Source organism: Streptomyces canus (genome assembly GCF_030815415.1).
Classification (GTDB): domain Bacteria; phylum Actinomycetota; class Actinomycetes; order Streptomycetales; family Streptomycetaceae; genus Streptomyces; species Streptomyces canus_F.
In genome coordinates this window covers 7,801,167-7,818,008 of the sequence record NZ_JAUSWW010000001.1, presented here as the reverse complement: position 1 = coordinate 7,818,008, position 16,842 = coordinate 7,801,167, and the positions used below count along the sequence as shown (strand labels likewise).

Sequence of the window (16,842 nt, the reverse complement as noted above, 5' to 3'; positions counted from 1 at the left end):
TCATGACTGAGGTGATGCGCGAAGGCGCTCTTCAGGCGCGGCTTCCGGTACGGGAGTTGGCGCGCGCCTGCGTCGGCGCGTGCGCGCGGGCCGCCGCCGAGCTGGGGGCACGACGGGCCGGGCTCGGCGAGGTGCCCGCCGTGCGGGTGGACGACGGGGCCGTCACCACGGCGTTCGTCAGCGAGCGGCATCTGTTGATCAATGGCCGGGCTCCGGTCAACTTCGCGCCCCTGTCCAGGTTCTGGCGCACGGCCGACGGCTGGGTGCGGACGCACGCCAACTATCCGCACCACCGGGAACGGTTGCTCGCGGTGATGGGGCCGCCGGACTCCCTCGAGGCGGCCTTCGCCGAGCGTTCCGCCCTGGAGATCGAGGAGGCCGTGTACGCGGCCGGGGGCCTCGCCGTCGCGCTGCGGACACCCCAGGAGTGGGCCGCGCATCCCCAGGCCGTGGCGGTGGCCGAGCGGCCGTTGGCCGAGCGCGCCCGGCTCGACTCCGCACGCGCACGTGCGTTCACACCGCTCGACGGGACCCCCCTGCTGCCCGCCGCCGGACTGCGGGTCCTGGATCTGACCCGGGTGATCGCGGGCCCGGTCGCCACCCGCACGCTCGCCCTGCTCGGCGCGGACGTACTGCGCCTGGACGCGCCCCGGCTGCCCGAACTCCCCGACCAGCATGCCGACACGGGCTTCGGGAAGCGGTCGGCGACGCTGGACCTGGCGGCCGACCGGCGGACCTTCGACGAACTGCTCGCGACGGCGGACGTGGTCGTCACCGGATACCGGCCGGGCGCGCTGGACCGGTTCGGGCTGTCGCCGCGGGCCCTGGCGGAGCGGCGGCCTGGCGTCGTCGTGGCGCAGTTGTCGGCCTGGGGCGCGTACGGGCCCTGGCGTGAGCGGCGCGGGTTCGACAGTCTCGTGCAGGTGGCGACCGGGATCGCGGCGGTGGAGGGGTCGGTGGAGCAGCCGGGGGCACTGCCCGCGCAGGCCCTCGACCACGGCACGGGGTACCTGCTGGCGGCGGAGGTGCTACGGGCGCTGACCGAGCAGTCGGAGGAGGGCGGCAGCCGGTTCGTACGGCTGGCACTGGCACGGACGGCGGAGTGGCTGATGAACGGCATCCCGGCCGACTCCCCCGGGGATGCTTCGTACGACGGGCCCGATGCCTGGCTCGCCGAGACGGACAGCGGCATCGGGCGGCTACGGTACGCCCTGCCGCCGGTCTCCTTCGCCGGCGGACCGACGGACTGGGCGCGGCCACCGGGGCCGTGGGGGGCCGATCCCGCGCGGTGGGCGTGAGCGGCGGCCGACCGGAAGACGTACCCCTGGGCGGAATGCCGTACCACCAGTCGTACTCCCGGACTTGCCCCGTTCTGCGACAGCTGGTGAAGATCACGAGGTGACCTTGACAAGACCCACGGCCGGGGCCTCCGACGCGACCGGGCCCTCGCCCCGCTCCGGTACCGGCACGGCTGTCGCGCTCCTCGTGCTGGTGGCGCTCGCTGCGCTGATCCCGCTGCTGGGCCCGTCCGCCGCGCTGGACGGCACCGGGGAGGCCGCCGCGCCCGGCGTCGGCGGCATCGCGCTGCTGCGGGCGGTGCTGTTCGCGGCGCTGTGCGTCCCCGTGGGCGAGCTGTTCGTGAACCGGCTGGCCCGTACCCTGCCCGGCGCTCTTCCGGCCGCGCCGCGCAGCTGGGCCCCGTACGCCGCCGCCGCCGGTTTCGCCGCCGCGCTGGGGCTCGCCTCGGTGGTGGCGACCGGCAACCTCGTGCCGCACAGCCTCGCCGAGATCGACGTCGGCGGCCTGTACGAGTCCCGGGAAGGCAAGCTCGCGCTCCTCGAGGTCAACGCGTTCCTCGTGGCGGGCCTGTGCTCCCGCTCGACCCGGCCCGCCGTACAGGTCTGGCCGCTGGCCGCGGTCGTCGTGGCGGAAGCTCTGCGTGCGCATCCCACGACCGAGCAGAGCCCGTTGGTCGGGTCGGGGCTGACCCTGGTCCATCTGACCTGTGCGGCGCTGTGGGTGGGCGGGCTGCTGTACACGCTGCGGACGCTGCGCCGATGGGGGCCGACGGAAGCGGGCGCGGCTCTGCTGGGCCTCTACGCGCGCGTGGCCGTGGTCCTGCTCGCCGTGATCACCGCCACCGGGGTGTGCAGCACGCTGCGCCGGATGCCGCCGGGCACGGTCCTGCACCAGCTGACGGCGACCGCGTACGGGCGGGTGCTGCTCGCCAAGGTGCTGCTCGTGGCCGTGGTCGCCGCGCTCGCCCTGTGGGCGCGGTTCCGGCTGCGCCGGGCGCCCGACCCGCTGACCGCCTGCTCCCCCGCGCGGGCGGAGGTCGTCGCGCTGGGCGTGGTGGTCGTGGTGTCGGGGCTGCTGACGGCGCTGCCGGTGCCGATCCGCTGGTGAGCCGTCCTGGGGAGGGTCAGTTGGCGACGAGCACCTTGAGGGCCGTCCGCTCGTCCATCGCCTTGTAGCCGGCCGGGACGTCCTCCAGGCCGAGGGTCAGGTCGAAGACGGGCGACGGGTCGATGGTGCCGTCCAGGACGTCGGGCAGCAGCTCCGGGATGTACGCGCGGACCGGGGCGACACCGCCGCGCAGCGCGATGTTCCGGTCGAACATGACGCCGAGGTCGATCCCGGTGCCGCTGCCGTGCGGCACGCCCACCCAGCCGACGGTGCCGCCGTCGCGGGTGATGTCGACCGCGGTGCGCATCGACTGCTCGGTGCCGACGGCCTCGACGACGGCGTGCGCGCCCTGGCCGCGGGTGAGTTCACGGACGGCCTCGACCGCCGCGTCCCCGCGCTCGGCGACCACGTCGGTGGCGCCGAAACGGCGGGCGATGTCGGTACGGGCCAGGTGGCGGCCGAGCGCGATGATCCGTTCGGCGCCCAGCCGCTTGGCGGCGAGCACCGCGCACAGGCCGACGGCCCCGTCGCCGACGACGGCGACCGTCGCACCCGCGCGGGCTCCGGCGCCGAGAGCGGCGTGGTGGCCGGTGCCCATGACGTCGGAGAGGCTCAGCAGGGCGGTCAGCAGACGGTCGTCGGAGGCCGCGTCCTTGGGCAGCCCGACGAGGGTGCCGTCGGCGAAGGGCACGCGCACGGCCTCGCCCTGGCCGCCGTCGTAGCCGACCGAGCCCCAGAAGCCGCCGTGCTCGCAGGAGGTGTTCAGGCCCTCGCGGCAGTAGTCGCAGACGCCGTCGGACCACATGAAGGGCGCGACGACGAGGTCGCCGCGGCGGACGGTGCCCACCTCGGAGCCGGTCTCCTCGACGACGCCGGGGGCTACGCCACAGAACTCGGCCCGATGCTCCCCCAGTGCCTTAAGGGCCTGGGGGCACCCCCAGCCCCGGCTGCCGCGTGGCCGTGCCGCGGTACGCCCACAGGTCGCTGCCGCAGATGCAGGAGCGCAGGACGCGGACCACGGCGTCGGTGGGCAGCTGCACCACGGGGTCGGGCACGTCCTCCACGCGCATGTCGAAGGGGGCGTGGATGGTGGTGGCGCGCATGGCGAGGATCCTTCTCGTCTGTGGTGGTACGTGCGCTCAGGGGGTGGTCGGGCGCACTTCACCGTACGCCGACTCCCGCGGCCGTCGCTCGCCGAGTACACCGGTGACCAGCAGGGACTGCGCGGCGATATAGGTGAGCATGATCCACAGGTCCGGCCGGGGCGGCTGGGGCCACTCCGCGACGCCGGTCGCGATGAGACCGTCGGAGAGCACGAAGAGCGCGCCGCCGAGCCCGGCGAGGAGTCCGAGCCGGGTGGCGGCCGTGTACGCCATGGCGGTCAGCAGCAGGCTGTATCCCGCGACGGGGACACGCAGGTCGGCGGGCAGGTCCGGCCAGAGCAGGGCGACGCTGGTGCCGAGGACGACGGCGTAGGCGGGGGCGAGGAAGGCACTGCGCGCGCGTGCCTCGCCGTACGGCCTGAAGAGCGCGAGGTAGCAGATGTGCCCGGCGGCGAAGCAGCCCATCCCGGCGAGGAAGGCGGGCTCGGCGTCGAAGAGGAGCAGGGTGTCGCCGCCCCAGCCGCACAGCAGGGCGGCGACCAGGAGCCGGGGCGCGCCGCGGGACACCGCGTAGGCGGCGAGCAGCGGCATCAGGAGGGGCTTGGCGACGGTGTGCCCAGCGTCCCAGCCGGCGGCCAGGGAGACGAGGTCGACGACGGCCGTGAGGGTGAGGGCTCCCGCGAGCGGGCGTCTCACGCGGCCACGGTCTCCTCGGCCGGTTCCGCCACCGGCGCCGGCTTCCACCCCGGCCCCCGGAACACCCGCCCCGCCCGCTCGCGCCAACTGTGCGCCGCCTTGATGTCCTTGACGATCGAGACGTACTCATGGGTGGCGACCTTGATCGGGTTGAACGTGTTGATGTTCTTGGTCAACCCGTAGACGGGCCGTTCGGTCTCGGCGACGAACGACCCGAAGAGCCGGTCCCAGACGATGAGGATGCCGCCGAAGTTGCGGTCCAGATAGCCGCCCTGGGAGGCGTGGTGGACCCGGTGGTGGGAGGGCGTGTTGAAGACGAACTCGAACCATCGGGGCATCTTGTCGATGCGCTCCGTGTGGATCCAGAACTGGTAGACGAGGTTCGCCGAGGAGCAGAAGGCCACGGCCGCGGGGTGCACACCGGCGGCGATCAGCGGTACGTAGAACGGCCACACGGTGAGCGTGGTCCACGGCTGGCGCAGGGCGGTGGTGAGGTTGAACTTCTCGCTGGAGTGATGGACCACGTGACAGGCCCACAGGATGCGGATGACGTGGTGGCCGCGGTGCGACCAGTAGTAGAAGAAGTCCTGCGCGAGCAGCATCAGCGGGACGGTCCACCACAGCACGGGGACGCGCAGGGGGGTGAGTTCGTGGATCGCCGTGTAGATCGCGACAATCGGGATCTTCCAGAGGAAGTCGAAGGCGAGGCTTCCCAGCCCCATGCCGACGCTGGTCGCGGCATCCTTCGTCTCGTATCCGCCGGCATCCTCATCGGGATGGATGCGGACACTGATCACCTCGACCACGGTGAGCAGCACGAAGGCGGGTATCGACCACAGCACGACATCGGGCAGGTTCGGCATGTGGGCACCGTAGAACCGCTGGTCGGCCGCGGCTAGACGTTGTTACTGACAAGTATTACAGCGAGTACGCGCTTACTTGTTGGTGATCTCCACCAAAGCCACCACCGGCGGTTTCAGACTCCGGCCGCCCCCAGCAGCGTCCCCGCCGCATATGTCACCCCCATCGCCAGCGCCCCGCCCGCCACGTTCCGCAGCGACGCGCGGACCGGGTCGGCGGCGCCGAGGCGCGCGCTGCTCCAGCCGGTGAGGACGAGGGCGGCCAGCGAGGAGAGGACGGTGACGGCCAGCCGCCAGCCGGTGGGCGGGAGGACGATGGCGAGGAGCGGGAGCAGGGCGCCGACCGTGAAGGACAGGAAGCTCGCCCATGCGGCGTGCCAGGGGTTGGTGAGCTGGTCGGGGTCGATACCGAGTTCCACGCGCGCGTGGGCTCTCAGGGCGTCCCGCTCCGTGAGCTGGACGGCCGCCTCACGGGCCACGTCCCAGGACAGGCCCCGGTCCTGGAGGAGTTCGGTGAGCTCCTCCAGTTCGGCCTCGGGCTGCTCGCGCAGCTCCCGTCTCTCGACGGCGAGGGCGGCCTTCTCGGAGTCCCGTTGGGTGGAGACGGAGACGTACTCCCCGGCCGCCATCGACATCGACCCCGCGAGGAGTCCCGCGAGGCCCGCCGTCAGGAGGGCCGAGCGGTCGTCCGTGGCGCCGGCGACGCCGACGACGAGGCCCGCGGTGGACACGATGCCGTCGTTGGCTCCGAGGACGGCCGCCCGCAGCCAGTTCAACCGCTCGGCGAGCGCGCCGCCGTGGGCCTCCTCATGCGTGGGTTCGGTCACAGACGGGAGGATCGCACCCCGGGGGCCCTCCGGTCCGCACCGACGCTCACCAGACCCGTACCGACGCCCCCTTCGCGAACACCGGGCTCGTCGCGTCCGCCGGTGGCTCGGTGAGCGGCTCGGCGATCTCCTCGACCGTCGGGCCCACCTTCGCCGCGATGGGGTCGAGGAGGTCCAGGTCGAAGCCGTACACGCGCGCGGCGTTGCCGCCGACCATCGCGGCGACCTCCGCGCGGGGCACACGCGCGTACGCGAACCTCAAGGCTTCCCGCGAGTACGGATACGTCCCCTCGTCGTGCGGATAGTCGCTGCCCCACATGATCTTGTCGATGCCGATCCGGTCGCGCAGCGGCACCTCGTGCGGGCGCATGAAGCTGGCGCCGACGAAGCAGTTGTCGCGCCAGACCTCGGAGGGCGCGTTACCCATGCGGGCGGCCAGGCCCGCGCCGAACTTGGACTCCGCCGTGGACGCCCGCGTCGCGGCGGCGACCAGGCGCCCGTGGTAGTAGTCCAGCATCTCCAGCACACCCGGGATCCACCCGGACCCCTGTTCGGTGAGCACGAGCCTCAGCTCCGGGTGGCGGCGGAAGGCGCCGCCGAACACCAGGTGCCACAGCGCCCGGTGCGAGAACCAGGTCGTCTCCACCATGAAGACCGCGCGCGCCGCCGGTTCCTCGCCGAGCGGCGGGGAGGCCGAGCCCGCGTGGTGGTTGACGGGGACGCCGAGTTCCGCGCAGACGGCCCAGATGGGGTCGTACGCCGACGAGTAGAGCTCCGGGAGGCCGCTGCCCGGCGGTGTGCCCGGCAGCAGCAGGCCGCCCTTGAGGCCCGCTGCGACGGACCGGCGGATCTCCTTCACCGCCTCCTCGACGTCGTTGAGCAGGATCTGGAAGACACCCGCCCGCCGCCCCGGTGCCGCCGCGCAGAAGTCCGCCAGCCAGCGGTTGTGGGCGCGCAGACCGGCCCAGCGGCGCTCGAACTCCCCGGCGTCCGGTGCGGGCGCCATGAGCGAGCCGGACGGGAAGAACGGCGGGATGGTGTTGGGGAACACCACCTCCGCGACGATCCCGTCCTCCTCCAGCTCCGCGAGCCGTCGCTCGGAGTTCCAGTTCTTGTCGGCGGTGTCGGCGAGCAGGTCCTCGTAAGGGTTGACGTACGTCGCCGCCCACGCGTCGAACTCGTCGTGGTACCGCCGCTCCAGATAGGGCTTGTAGTCCAGCAGGTCGGCGCCCGCGTGGCAGTCGGCGGAGATGACGGTGTAGCGATCGGTCACGGCGTCACTCCCAGGGCCGGGAAGTCATGGTCCGTCAGCCAGTGCCGGCCGACCTCGCGCGAGCGCGCCCAGGACGCCTCCACGGCCGCCTGGTCGGCGGACTGGCCGAGTTCGGCGGGGGTGGGGCCGATACGGCGGGCGAGCGGGGTCAGCTTCGTCACGTCGAAGCCGAAGACCTCGGCCGCGGCCAGCCCCAGCATGCGGCGGGTCTCCGCGACCGGGATGTCGTGGAAGGTGCGCCTGAGCCACGCGCGGGTGTCGGGCCAGGTGCCCTCGGGGTGCGGGAAGTCGCTGCCCCAGAGGATGTTGTCGACGCCGATCTCGTAGCGCTGGGCGAGTTCGCGGCGCTTGGTGTTGGTCGCGCAGATGAAGACCTGCCGGTCGAGGTACTCGTGGGGTGGACGCCTCACCTGCTGGAAGGGCGAGAGCTTCTTGCCGCCGTGTGCGCCGAGGTAGAGGCGGTCCATGAACCACAGCAGGTTCGGCAGCCACCAGCAACCCGACTCGGCGACACCGAATTTCAGCCCCGGGTGGCGTTCGAAGACGCCCGACCAGAGCAGGAACCACAGTGGCCGCGCGGGCCACCAGGTGACCTCGGAGACGAAGATCCCGAGGTGGTCGCCGTACTCGTGGCGCGGCGCGGCGCCGGAGTGGGTCATCACCGGCATCCCGCATTCGGCGGCCGCCGCCCACACCGGGTCGTAACGGTGGTCGTGGTAGGGCTCCTTGTCGACCCACATGGACGGGATCATCAGCGCGCCGAGTCCGGACTCCTTGGCCCGGTACACCTCGGCGACGACCCGCTCGGTCGGGGCCGTGACCGGCAACAGGGCCACCCCGCAGTGCCGTTCGGGGTGCTCGGAGACGAAGTCGGCCAGCCAGCGGTTGTGCGCCCGCGCGCCCGCCATGCCGAGCTCCGGATCCTGATCGCCGGAGAGCCCGAGCCCCACCCCGAAGGGCGCGGCGGTCTGGCTGTCGACCGCGTCGGCGTCCGGGAAGACGACCTCGGCGGCCACCCCGTCGCCGTCGAGTTCCTTGAGCCGCTGCGCGGTGTCCCAGCCCCCGCGCAGACCCTCCTCGTTGTCCTGGAACCACTTGTTCGCGAACGCCTCGTTGCGGATGCCGAGCCGGGTCATCTCCTCGCGGCGCCGGTCGCGCCCGGCGAGGAAGTCGTCGAACTCCCGGTGGAAACGGGAGTCCAGATAGGGCCGGTACTCCTCGGTGGGGAGTCCGGCGTGGCAGTCGGAGGAGATGATCAGGTACGGGTCGTCCTGGTCGGTCATCGCAGCCCCTCAGTCCAGGATGAAGCTCTCTAGGTACGACGGGTTGGCGCGGTCGAGCATCGACTGCGCCCGCGCCCTGATCTGGGCGTCACTGTGCTCGCTCGGCGGCAGCATCCAGAAGCGGTCCGCGCGGATGCCGTCGACGACGGCCTCGGCCACCTCCTCCACCGGCGTGAACTGCACCTCCCGGCCCGCCTCCTTCATCGCGGCCTCCCATTGGTCGAGGCTGCGGTACGGCGTCCGGCGCGGCCGTTCCTTGGCGTACCGGTCGGGCCGGTTGCGGTGCGACTCCCACAGGCCCGTGCGGAGCATGTGCGGGCCGGGGAAGAGGACGGAGGCGCCCACGCGTGCGTGCTCCGCATTCAAATGGGCGTACAGGGACTCGGTCATCGTCACGACGGCCGCCTTGGTGACGGCGTACACGGAGGCGGTGGGCAGCGGGGCGATACCGCCGTCGCCGGAGGACGTATTGACCACATGACCGGGTCGACCCGACGTGATCATGCGGGGCACGAACGCCTGGATGCCGTGGAAGACACCCCACACGTTGACGGCGAACGCCCACTTCCAGTCGTTCGGCTCGTGCTCCCACATCCGGCCCTCGGCGCCCGAGCCGACCCCGGCGTTGTTGCACAGCACATGGACGGCCCCGTACGTCTCATAGGCGAAGTCCGCCAGCTCCAGGACCTGTTCACGCTCACCCACGTCCACCACGCGCGCGTGCACGTCCGCACCGTCCGCGCGAAGTCCCGCCACGGCCTTCTCCAGGGCGCCCTCCTCGACGTCCGCGAGAACGACCTTGAGCCCTTCGGCGGCGAACCGCCGGACCATCGCGAGGCCGATGCCGCTCGCCGCGCCGGTGACCACGGCGACCTGTCCTTCCGCGAGGTCCATCACGCACTCCCCTCGGGAGGCGCGTCGAGGACCTGCGCCGGATCGTCGTAGCGCTGATGGATGTACGGCAGCAACGCCCGCGCGTCGACCCGCTCGACCACCTTGCCCCGCTGGTCGCTGGTCTTCTCGCCGATGGTGATCTCGACGAGGCGGCACACCGGGAGGTCGGCGACCGGGTCGTACATCGATTCGCGCAGGACGACGTCGCCGGTGATCCGCTCCAGCTTGCGGACCTTCTCATTGCGCACACAGCGCACGAGCACCGGGTCGGAGTCGAAGCCCGAGCCGTCCACGGCGGGCAGGAACTTGAAGTAGAAGTCGGTCTTCTGGACCGGCTCCGGCAGCGGCAGTTCGCCGGCGACCGCGCCGCGCACCTCGACGAAGGCGATGCCGTGGCGGGCGAGGAACGCGCGGACGGTCAGGCCGTCGCGCTCGACGACCACCTCACCGAGCTTCTTGGGTTCCCCGAAGACCTCGCGGCCGCCGACAAGGGCCCGTTCGTGGGTCATCGGCATGACGAGGGGATACCAGCCCTCGACGCCGTCATGGGCCGCGGCGACCGCGAACGATCCCGCGCCGAGCGGATATCCGGGCAGGTCGACCTTGCTGATGTTGACCCGGGCCAGCGGCCGGTCCGTGGGTTTCAGAGGTGGTGGCAGGACCGCCGCGAGCGCGTCCGGGTCGGTCTCCCAGATCGCCACCACACCGGTGGACCAGATGTCGGGGAGCCTGGAGCTCGCCGTGCGCGCGGCGGCGATCTCCGCCTCGGTCCGTGCGCCGTACCGTACGCGTGCCATGTCGTACCGCCCTTCTTCTGATGGGCCGTCACCTGTAACACAGTTACAGCACTCGTCCCGCAGGGTAAATAGGCATGCACGAGCCGGACTTGGGGGCAGCATGGCGAGACCGTCGCTCACCCGGGACGAGGTCCTGGACACCGCCGCGAACCTGGTGCGGCAGCACGGCCCCGAGGCGCTGACGATGCGCAAGCTCGCCGCCGAGCTGGGCACCGCCGTGACCTCGATCTACTGGCATGTCGGCAACCGGGAGTCCTTGCTGGACGCGCTCGTGCAGCGGACCGTGGCCGACCTGGGCGAGTTCCGGCCGGTCGGGCGCACCCCGGCCGAGCGGGTCGTCTCGCTGGCCCGCATCCTGCGCCGGCGGCTGCGCGCCCATCCGCATCTGATCGCGATGGCGCACGAACGCGGCCTGACCGAGCGGATGTTCCTGCCCGCGCGGGAGGCGCTGGTGCGCGAGGTGCACGCGGCCGGGCTGCGCGGTGCCCGGGCGGCGGAGGCGGTGCGGGCGGTGCAGTTCCAGGTCGTGGGCTTCGTCCTCGTCGAACGCAACCGGGAGCGCGCGCCCGTGCAGCAGCCCGCGCAGGAGACGACCGCCTACGACGACCCGGCGCTCGCCCGCGCCTTCGCGCGGCCGGTGAACGAGGAGCGGCTGTTCGTCACGTCCGTGCGGGCGTTGACGCGATCGCTGCTCGAGAACGACTAGACGGCACCGCGGCACGCGCGCGTGCCTGGCCCGGCGAACAACTGCCCGGCTTCAGTACGAGATTGGTCGCGCTACGCGCGCGTGCGTACGGTTCCTCACGCCTGTGTACGAACTCACGGCACCGCCCGCCGCCGCACACCGGCCCCTCTCGGCCGGGTGCGCGCGGCGCTGTCAGTGAGGGCCCGTATCCTCAGGGACCATGCTCGAAGACCAGTCGACCGCAGCGTCCTCCCCCACAACGTGGCCGGCCGCGTATCCGCAGGGGTACGCGGTCGTCGACGTGGAGACCACCGGCCTCGCCCGGGACGACCGGATAATCTCCGCGGCCGTCTACCGGCTGGACGCCCGCGGCGAGGTCGAGGACCACTGGTACACGCTGGTCAACCCGGAGCGCGACCCCGGCCCGGTGTGGATCCACGGTCTGACGAGCGATGTACTCGAGGGCGCGCCCCTCTTCCAGGACATCGTCGAGGAGTTCTCGACCCGGCTGGACGGCCGGGTGCTCGTCGCGCACAACGCGGTCTTCGACTGGCAGATGATCGCGCGGGAGTACGCGCGCGCGGAGCGCGAGGCGCCGGTGCGCCAGCGGCTGTGCACCATCGCGCTGTCCAAGGAGCTCGCCCTGCCGCTGCCCAACCACAAGCTGGAGTCGCTGGCCGCCCACTTCGGCGTCGTACAGCAGCGCGCGCACCACGCGCTCGACGACGCGCGCGTGCTCGCGGAGGCGTTCCGGCCGAGCCTCAGGGCCGCGGCCGAGGGCGGCGTACGGCTGCCGCTGCACGAGTGCCGGCCGCTGACCGAGTGGACGGACCGGGCCGTGCCCCGGCAGCAGCAGTCGAGCTACGGCAGCTACCGGCCGACCAGTTGGCGCCCCGCCCGCAAAAGGCCCGCATGCCCCTATCCCAACCCGGGCCGTTACGAAGAGGGCAAACCGCTCAAGCAGGGCATGCGGATCGCCTTCTCCGGCGACACCTCCACCGAGCGGGACCTGCTGGAGGACCGCGCGATCGAGGCCGGGCTGCACGTCGCCACCAGCATCTCCCGGCTGACCAGCCTGCTCGTCACCAACGACCCGGACTCGGGCACGTCCAAGGTGGTCAAGGCCCGGCAGTTCGGCACGCCGGTCGTCGACGAGGCGGCCTTCGGGCAACTCCTCGGCAATGTGGCACCGGCGTCGCGGGGATGACCGTACGGACGGGTGATTGCACCGCGACTCGCCCGCCGCCGCCTCGCCTGCGCCGGACCGACGGCTCACCCTGTGGCCCATGGCGACTTGCGAAGTATGCGGAAACAACTACGGCATGACCTTCGAGGTGCACGCACAGGGAGCGGTGCACGTGTTCGACTGCTTCTCCTGTGCGATCCACCGCATGGCCCCGATCTGCGAGCACTGCCGGGTGCAGATCATCGGCCAGGGCGTCGAGGTCGAGGGCCACTGGTTCTGCGGCGCCCACTGCGCCCGCGCGGAGGGAAAGGTGGGCATCGTCGACCGCGTCTGACCACACCCCTGTGCGAACACCCCATGGCCCGAGTTGTACGGTCATGGGGTGTACCGCTTCCTGTTGTCCCGGCAGTGGGTGATCCTCACGCTGGTCGCCCTCGTCCTCATCCCCACGATGATCCGGCTGGGCATCTGGCAGATGCATCGCTACGACGAGCGCAGCGCCCGCAACCAGCTGGTCTCCGACGCGCTGTCCGCCGACCCGGTGCCGGTGGAGCGGATGACGGCCGCCGGGCACACGGTCACCAGCAAGGAGCGGTACCGGTCGGTGACCGCGACGGGTCGCTTCGACACCGATGACGAGCTCGTCGTCCGCCGCCGTACCAACTCCGACGACGAGGTCGGCTACCACGTCCTGACCCCGTTCGTCCTGAAGGACGGCAAGGTGCTGCTGGTCAACCGCGGCTGGGTCCCCACCGGTGCCACCCAGACCGCGTTCCCGAAGGTCCCGGTGCCCCCCGCGGGCGAGGTCACCGTCACCGGGCGGCTGATGCCCGACGAGACGACCGCGGCGAGCGGCATCAAGAACCTCAAGGGTCTGCCGGACCGCCAGATCATGCTGATCAACAGCGAGCAGGAGGCCCGGCGCCTCGGCAAGCAGGTCCTCGGCGGCTACATCGCCCTGACCACGCCCGAGCCCAAGGGCGACACCCCGGAACTGCTCGGCAGGCCGGGCAAGGAGAACGCCCCGCTGAACTACGCCTACGCCTTCCAGTGGTGGCTGTTCGCCGCGGGCGTCCCGATCGGCTGGATCGTCCTGGTCCGGCGCGAGCTGCGGGACCGCCGGGAGGCGGCAGAGAAGGAAACGGCGGCGCAGGCGGAGCCGGCGGCGGTCTGAGACGGGCGACGCCCGTCCCTGCCCGTCTCTCCTCCTCACACCTCCTGCCGGTCGCGCCAGTAGAGAAACGTGCGCTCCGGCGCCGGCAGCAGCTCCCACGGATGCGTCGTCATATGGCGGCCGATACGCCGGAAGACGGGTGCGGCCTCGTTCGGGCGGTGGGTGCGGACCAGGGCGAAGGCCAGGAGGTTGAGGTCGACGACGGCCTCGGCATGCGGCGTGGCGGCGGTGCGGAACCAGCCGGCCAGAGCCGCCTCGGTCTCCTCGCCGGCCCGGGACTCGTTCCAGTGGGCGTCGGCCCCGAGCCCCGTCCGCCCCCGCAGGTTCCGGTGCGCGACCAGTTCGACGCGGGCCGCCACGGGAAGCAGGGCCAGAGGTGATCCGTGCGGTGCGCGGGCGGCCGCGTGGCTGGCGAAGTCCGTCATGGCGGTGACCGTGCCGGGTCCGCGCGGGGACAGATGGCGCAGCAGCCGGTGGTAGGCGCCCCGGTGCCAGGGCGCGCGGTTGACGGCCTCGGTCCACACCGGCACGGCGTCCCGGACCGGGGCGGCGAGCGCGTACATCACGTCCAGCAGGGCCAGCCACGGGGTCGGGTCCTCGGGGCAGGCGTCGGCGGCACGCAGGCACGCCCGTTCGGCCTCCCGGACGGCGGCCCACCCCTCGGAAGCGGCCCGCGCGGACCGTACGCAGGCCCGCAGCACCAGGGCGTCCCCATCCCCGGGCCGCTCGGCGGTCCAGCGCTCGCAGACCGCGGGCGGCAGCTCCCCCGCCAGTACGGACATCCGGTGCCACCGGCGGTCCCAGTCGCGGCCCGTGTCGCGCAGCAGGTCGGCGACCGGCTGCCACAGGGGGCGGGTGCGGCCTGCGCCCAGGCCGTGCAGTTGAGGGGTGGGGCGCAGCTCCGTCAGGGTCGTGTGCAGCGCGTCGTCGTCGAGGGCGGGACGGACCAGCAGGGCGGAGCGGCGTCTGAACATCTCGGTCCCGGAGGTGAGTCGTCGGGGACCGCGGGGCGGTGTGCGCGCCCCGCGGTCCCCCGGCGGTGGAGGTCAGCAGCAGCGGCCCTGCGGGTGGGCCTCCTGGTGCCGCGTGCGCAGCACCTGGTAGTCGCGCCGGGTCGGTACGGGGGCGAGCGGGTGGTGGCGGAGGTGGCGTTCGCAGTACCGGTCGTACTCCGTCTCCCCGGTGAGCTCCCCCAGGTACCAGCGGACGGCCCGCGCCCAGCGCCGGACGCTCATGACCGCGCCCCGGCCAGCGGCGCCTCACCGGCCTGCTCGGGCATCTCGATGCGGGACTCGACGTACGGCGCCTCGGTCGTCGGCAGGGTGCCCGGGGTGCGGACGGCCCGGACGCACACCACCGCCGCGTTGACGATCACGACCGCGACGAGCAGCAGGAACACGGCGATCAGTACGCCGTCGACGGTGGAGTTGGTGACCACGGTCCGCATGTCGTCGAGGGACTTGGCGGGCGGCAGCACCTGGCCGGCGTCGATGCCGTCGGCGTACTTGGCGCGCTGGGCGAAGAAGCCGACGCGCGGGTCGTCGGAGAAGATCTTCTGCCAGCCGGCGGTGAAGGTGATCGCGACCACCCAGGCCAGCGGGACGCCGGTGACCCAGGCCCAGCGCAGCCGCCCGGACTTCACCAGGACCGTGGTGCACACCGTCAGGGCCACGGCCGCCAGCAACTGGTTCGCGATGCCGAAGAGCGGGAAGAGCTGGTTGATCCCGCCGAGCGGGTCGGTGGCGCCGCTGTGGAGGAAGTAACCCCAGGCCGCCACGACGAGTCCGCTGCACAGCCAGATGCCCGGCTTCCAGTTGACCCGGCCGACCGGCTTCCAGACGTTGCCGAGCATGTCCTGGAGCATGAAGCGCCCGACCCGGGTGCCCGCGTCGACGGTCGTGAGGATGAACAGCGCCTCGAACATGATCGCGAAGTGGTACCAGAAGGCCTTCATGGCCGTACCGCCGAAGACCCCGGAGAAGATCTCGGACATGCCGACCGCGAGGGTCGGGGCGCCGCCGGAGCGGGCGATCAGTGTCTGCTCCTCCACCGCCTTGGCGGCCTGCGTGAGCTGGTCGGGCGTGATGGTGAAGCCCAGGCCCGCGACCGCGTGGGACGCCGACTCGGCCGTCGTGCCGAGCAGTCCCGCCGGAGCGTTCATCGCGTAGTACAGCCCCGGCTCCAGGGTCGCCGCGGCGATCAGCGCCATGATCGCGACGAACGACTCCATCAGCATGGCGCCGTAGCCGATCATCCGGATCTGCGACTCCTTCTGGATCAGCTTCGGGGTCGTCCCGGAGGAGACCAGGGCGTGGAAGCCGGACAGGGCGCCGCAGGCGATGGTGATGAAGAGGAAGGGGAACAGCGAACCGGCGAAGACCGGGCCCGCGCCGGAGGAGGCGAAGTCGGTCACCGCGTCCGCGCGCAGCACCGGGGCGGCCACCACGACCCCCACCGCGAGCAGCGCGATCGTGCCGATCTTCATGAAGGTGGAGAGGTAGTCGCGGGGGGCCAGCAGCATCCAGACCGGGAGGACGGAGGCGACGAAGCCGTAGCCGATGAGGCAGAAGACGAGGGTCGTCGGGCTCAGGGTGAAGGCCGAGGCCAGCGAGGACTCCTGGACCCAGCTGCCGCCGACGATCGCGAGCAGCAGCAGGACGACACCGATGAGGCTGGTCTCGACGACCCGGCCCGGGCGGATGCGGTGCAGCCAGAAGCCCATGAACAGGGCGATCGGGATGGTCATCGCGACGGAGAAGGTGCCCCACGGGGAGTGGGCGAGGGCGTTGACCACGACCAGGGCGAGCACACCCAGCAGGATGATCATGATGGCGAAGACCGCGATCAGCGCCGCCGTGCCGCCCGCCCGGCCGATCTCGTCACGGGCCATCTGCCCGAGCGACTTGCCGTCCCGGCGCATGGACAGGAACAGCACGACCATGTCCTGCACCGCGCCCGCGAAGATCACTCCGGCGACGATCCACAGCGTGCCGGGCAGATAGCCCATCTGGGCCGCGAGGACCGGGCCCACGAGCGGTCCGGCACCGGCGATCGCCGCGAAGTGGTGGCCGAGGAGCACCCGGCGGTCGGTGGGGTGGAAGTCGACGCCGTCCTCCAGGCGCTCGGCCGGGGTGGCCCGGCGGTCGTCCGGTTTCAGGACGCGCCGCACGATGAAGCGGGAGTAGAAGCGGTAGGCGATCGCGTAGGAGCCGAGCGCGGCGACGACCAGCCAGACCGCGGAGATCTTCTCCCCGCGGGCCAGCGCGAGGACGCCCCAGGCGACCGCGCCGAGCAGCGCGACGACGGTCCACACGAGGATCGACCGAGGTGACATACGTGACTTTTCAGGCGCCTCGAGGGCAGGCTGAAGGATGGTTTCGGGCATGGCGGCTCCTCACCGGAAACGGTGGAACGGGAAAGGCGTAAGAGACTCAGCGGCGATGTCGGTCCGTCAGCGCGTACGCCGCGAGCAGACAGAGACCGCACCCCGGCACCCAGGCGAGCTGGTACCAGTAGAAGAACGGCGTCCCCGCGAGCCGCGGCTCGGCACCGGCGTACAGCGGAACCCACAGCAGTCCCGCGGCGGGTGCGAGAAGCAGTACGGCGATCGCGACGCGCCGTAGCCGGTGATGACCGGTCCGTGCCATGACCTGCGCTC

17 protein-coding genes and 1 pseudogene are annotated in these 16,842 nt (G+C 72.1%); 6 read left to right on the top strand and 12 right to left on the bottom strand.

What is annotated here, in order from left to right; all coding sequences use genetic code 11:
- Nucleotides 1-2: 2 nt before the first annotated feature.
- The gene (locus tag QF037_RS36155) at nt 3-1,298 is read left to right on the top strand and encodes a CoA transferase (protein ID WP_307032560.1); all 1,296 of its coding nucleotides are present in this window, start codon (nt 3-5) and stop codon (nt 1,296-1,298) included.
- Nucleotides 1,299-1,398: 100 nt separating this feature from the next.
- A complete protein-coding gene (locus QF037_RS36150; protein WP_307032558.1) occupies nt 1,399-2,406 on the top strand; it encodes a CopD family protein in 1,008 nt (335 codons plus the stop codon).
- 16 nt (nt 2,407-2,422) lie between these two features.
- On the opposite strand, the pseudogene QF037_RS36145 reads toward QF037_RS36150, so the two are convergent.
- The 8 genes and pseudogenes from QF037_RS36145 to QF037_RS36110 all read right to left on the bottom strand — a co-directional run bounded on the left by QF037_RS36145 (nt 2,423) and on the right by QF037_RS36110 (nt 10,139).
- Nucleotides 2,423-3,509 (bottom strand): annotated as a pseudogene (locus tag QF037_RS36145) (zinc-dependent alcohol dehydrogenase family protein).
- Nucleotides 3,510-3,545: 36 nt separating this feature from the next.
- Nucleotides 3,546-4,205: a lysoplasmalogenase gene (locus QF037_RS36140; protein WP_307032556.1), complete on the bottom strand. Its 660-nt coding sequence runs from the start codon at nt 4,203-4,205 to the stop codon at nt 3,546-3,548.
- Nucleotides 4,202-5,068 (bottom strand): sterol desaturase family protein, encoded by an 867-nt coding sequence (locus QF037_RS36135; RefSeq protein ID WP_307032555.1) that lies wholly within the window; start codon nt 5,066-5,068, stop codon nt 4,202-4,204. The genes QF037_RS36140 and QF037_RS36135 overlap by 4 nt, the downstream gene beginning before the upstream one ends.
- Before the next feature lie 113 nt (nt 5,069-5,181).
- Nucleotides 5,182-5,892: a VIT1/CCC1 transporter family protein gene (locus QF037_RS36130; protein WP_307032553.1), complete on the bottom strand. Its 711-nt coding sequence runs from the start codon at nt 5,890-5,892 to the stop codon at nt 5,182-5,184.
- A 46-nt stretch (nt 5,893-5,938) separates the two neighbouring features.
- Nucleotides 5,939-7,165: an amidohydrolase family protein gene (locus tag QF037_RS36125; RefSeq protein ID WP_307032551.1), complete on the bottom strand. Its 1,227-nt coding sequence runs from the start codon at nt 7,163-7,165 to the stop codon at nt 5,939-5,941.
- Complete coding sequence (locus tag QF037_RS36120) at nt 7,162-8,448, bottom strand: amidohydrolase family protein (RefSeq protein WP_307032549.1); 1,287 nt, start codon at nt 8,446-8,448, stop codon at nt 7,162-7,164. The genes QF037_RS36125 and QF037_RS36120 overlap by 4 nt, the downstream gene beginning before the upstream one ends.
- A gap of 9 nt (nt 8,449-8,457) precedes the next feature.
- A complete protein-coding gene (locus tag QF037_RS36115) occupies nt 8,458-9,342 on the bottom strand; it encodes an SDR family NAD(P)-dependent oxidoreductase (protein WP_307032547.1) in 885 nt (294 codons plus the stop codon).
- Nucleotides 9,342-10,139, bottom strand: coding sequence for an acetoacetate decarboxylase family protein (locus QF037_RS36110; RefSeq protein WP_307032545.1), 798 nt, complete (start codon nt 10,137-10,139; stop codon nt 9,342-9,344). The genes QF037_RS36115 and QF037_RS36110 overlap by 1 nt, the downstream gene beginning before the upstream one ends.
- A gap of 100 nt (nt 10,140-10,239) precedes the next feature.
- Between QF037_RS36110 and QF037_RS36105 the strand changes: the two genes are divergently transcribed.
- The 4 genes from QF037_RS36105 (at nt 10,240) to QF037_RS36090 (ending at nt 13,184) form a co-directional block, all read left to right on the top strand.
- Complete coding sequence (locus QF037_RS36105; protein ID WP_307032543.1) at nt 10,240-10,845, top strand: TetR/AcrR family transcriptional regulator; 606 nt, start codon at nt 10,240-10,242, stop codon at nt 10,843-10,845.
- Nucleotides 10,846-11,044: 199 nt separating this feature from the next.
- Nucleotides 11,045-12,031, top strand: a complete 987-nt coding sequence (locus QF037_RS36100) for a DEDDh family exonuclease (RefSeq protein ID WP_307032541.1) — start codon at nt 11,045-11,047, stop codon at nt 12,029-12,031.
- A gap of 79 nt (nt 12,032-12,110) precedes the next feature.
- A complete protein-coding gene (locus tag QF037_RS36095; RefSeq protein ID WP_079083468.1) occupies nt 12,111-12,344 on the top strand; it encodes a hypothetical protein in 234 nt (77 codons plus the stop codon).
- Between the two features lie 48 nt (nt 12,345-12,392).
- Entirely contained in the window at nt 12,393-13,184 is a 792-nt protein-coding gene (locus tag QF037_RS36090) for an SURF1 family cytochrome oxidase biogenesis protein (RefSeq protein WP_307032537.1), read from the top strand.
- A gap of 35 nt (nt 13,185-13,219) precedes the next feature.
- Here QF037_RS36090 and QF037_RS36085 read toward each other — a convergent pair whose 3' ends face one another.
- From QF037_RS36085 to QF037_RS36070, 4 genes are all read right to left on the bottom strand, one after another.
- Complete coding sequence (locus tag QF037_RS36085) at nt 13,220-14,158, bottom strand: hypothetical protein (protein ID WP_307032535.1); 939 nt, start codon at nt 14,156-14,158, stop codon at nt 13,220-13,222.
- A 72-nt stretch (nt 14,159-14,230) separates the two neighbouring features.
- Nucleotides 14,231-14,419: a YbdD/YjiX family protein gene (locus QF037_RS36080; RefSeq protein WP_307032532.1), complete on the bottom strand. Its 189-nt coding sequence runs from the start codon at nt 14,417-14,419 to the stop codon at nt 14,231-14,233.
- Complete coding sequence (locus tag QF037_RS36075) at nt 14,416-16,569, bottom strand: carbon starvation CstA family protein (protein ID WP_307032530.1); 2,154 nt, start codon at nt 16,567-16,569, stop codon at nt 14,416-14,418. The genes QF037_RS36080 and QF037_RS36075 overlap by 4 nt, the downstream gene beginning before the upstream one ends.
- A 46-nt stretch (nt 16,570-16,615) precedes the next feature.
- Nucleotides 16,616-16,831 carry a DUF3311 domain-containing protein gene (locus QF037_RS36070; protein WP_266829048.1) on the bottom strand — a complete coding sequence of 72 codons (216 nt, stop codon included), beginning with the start codon at nt 16,829-16,831 and terminating at the stop codon, nt 16,616-16,618.
- Nucleotides 16,832-16,842: the final 11 nt, after the last annotated feature.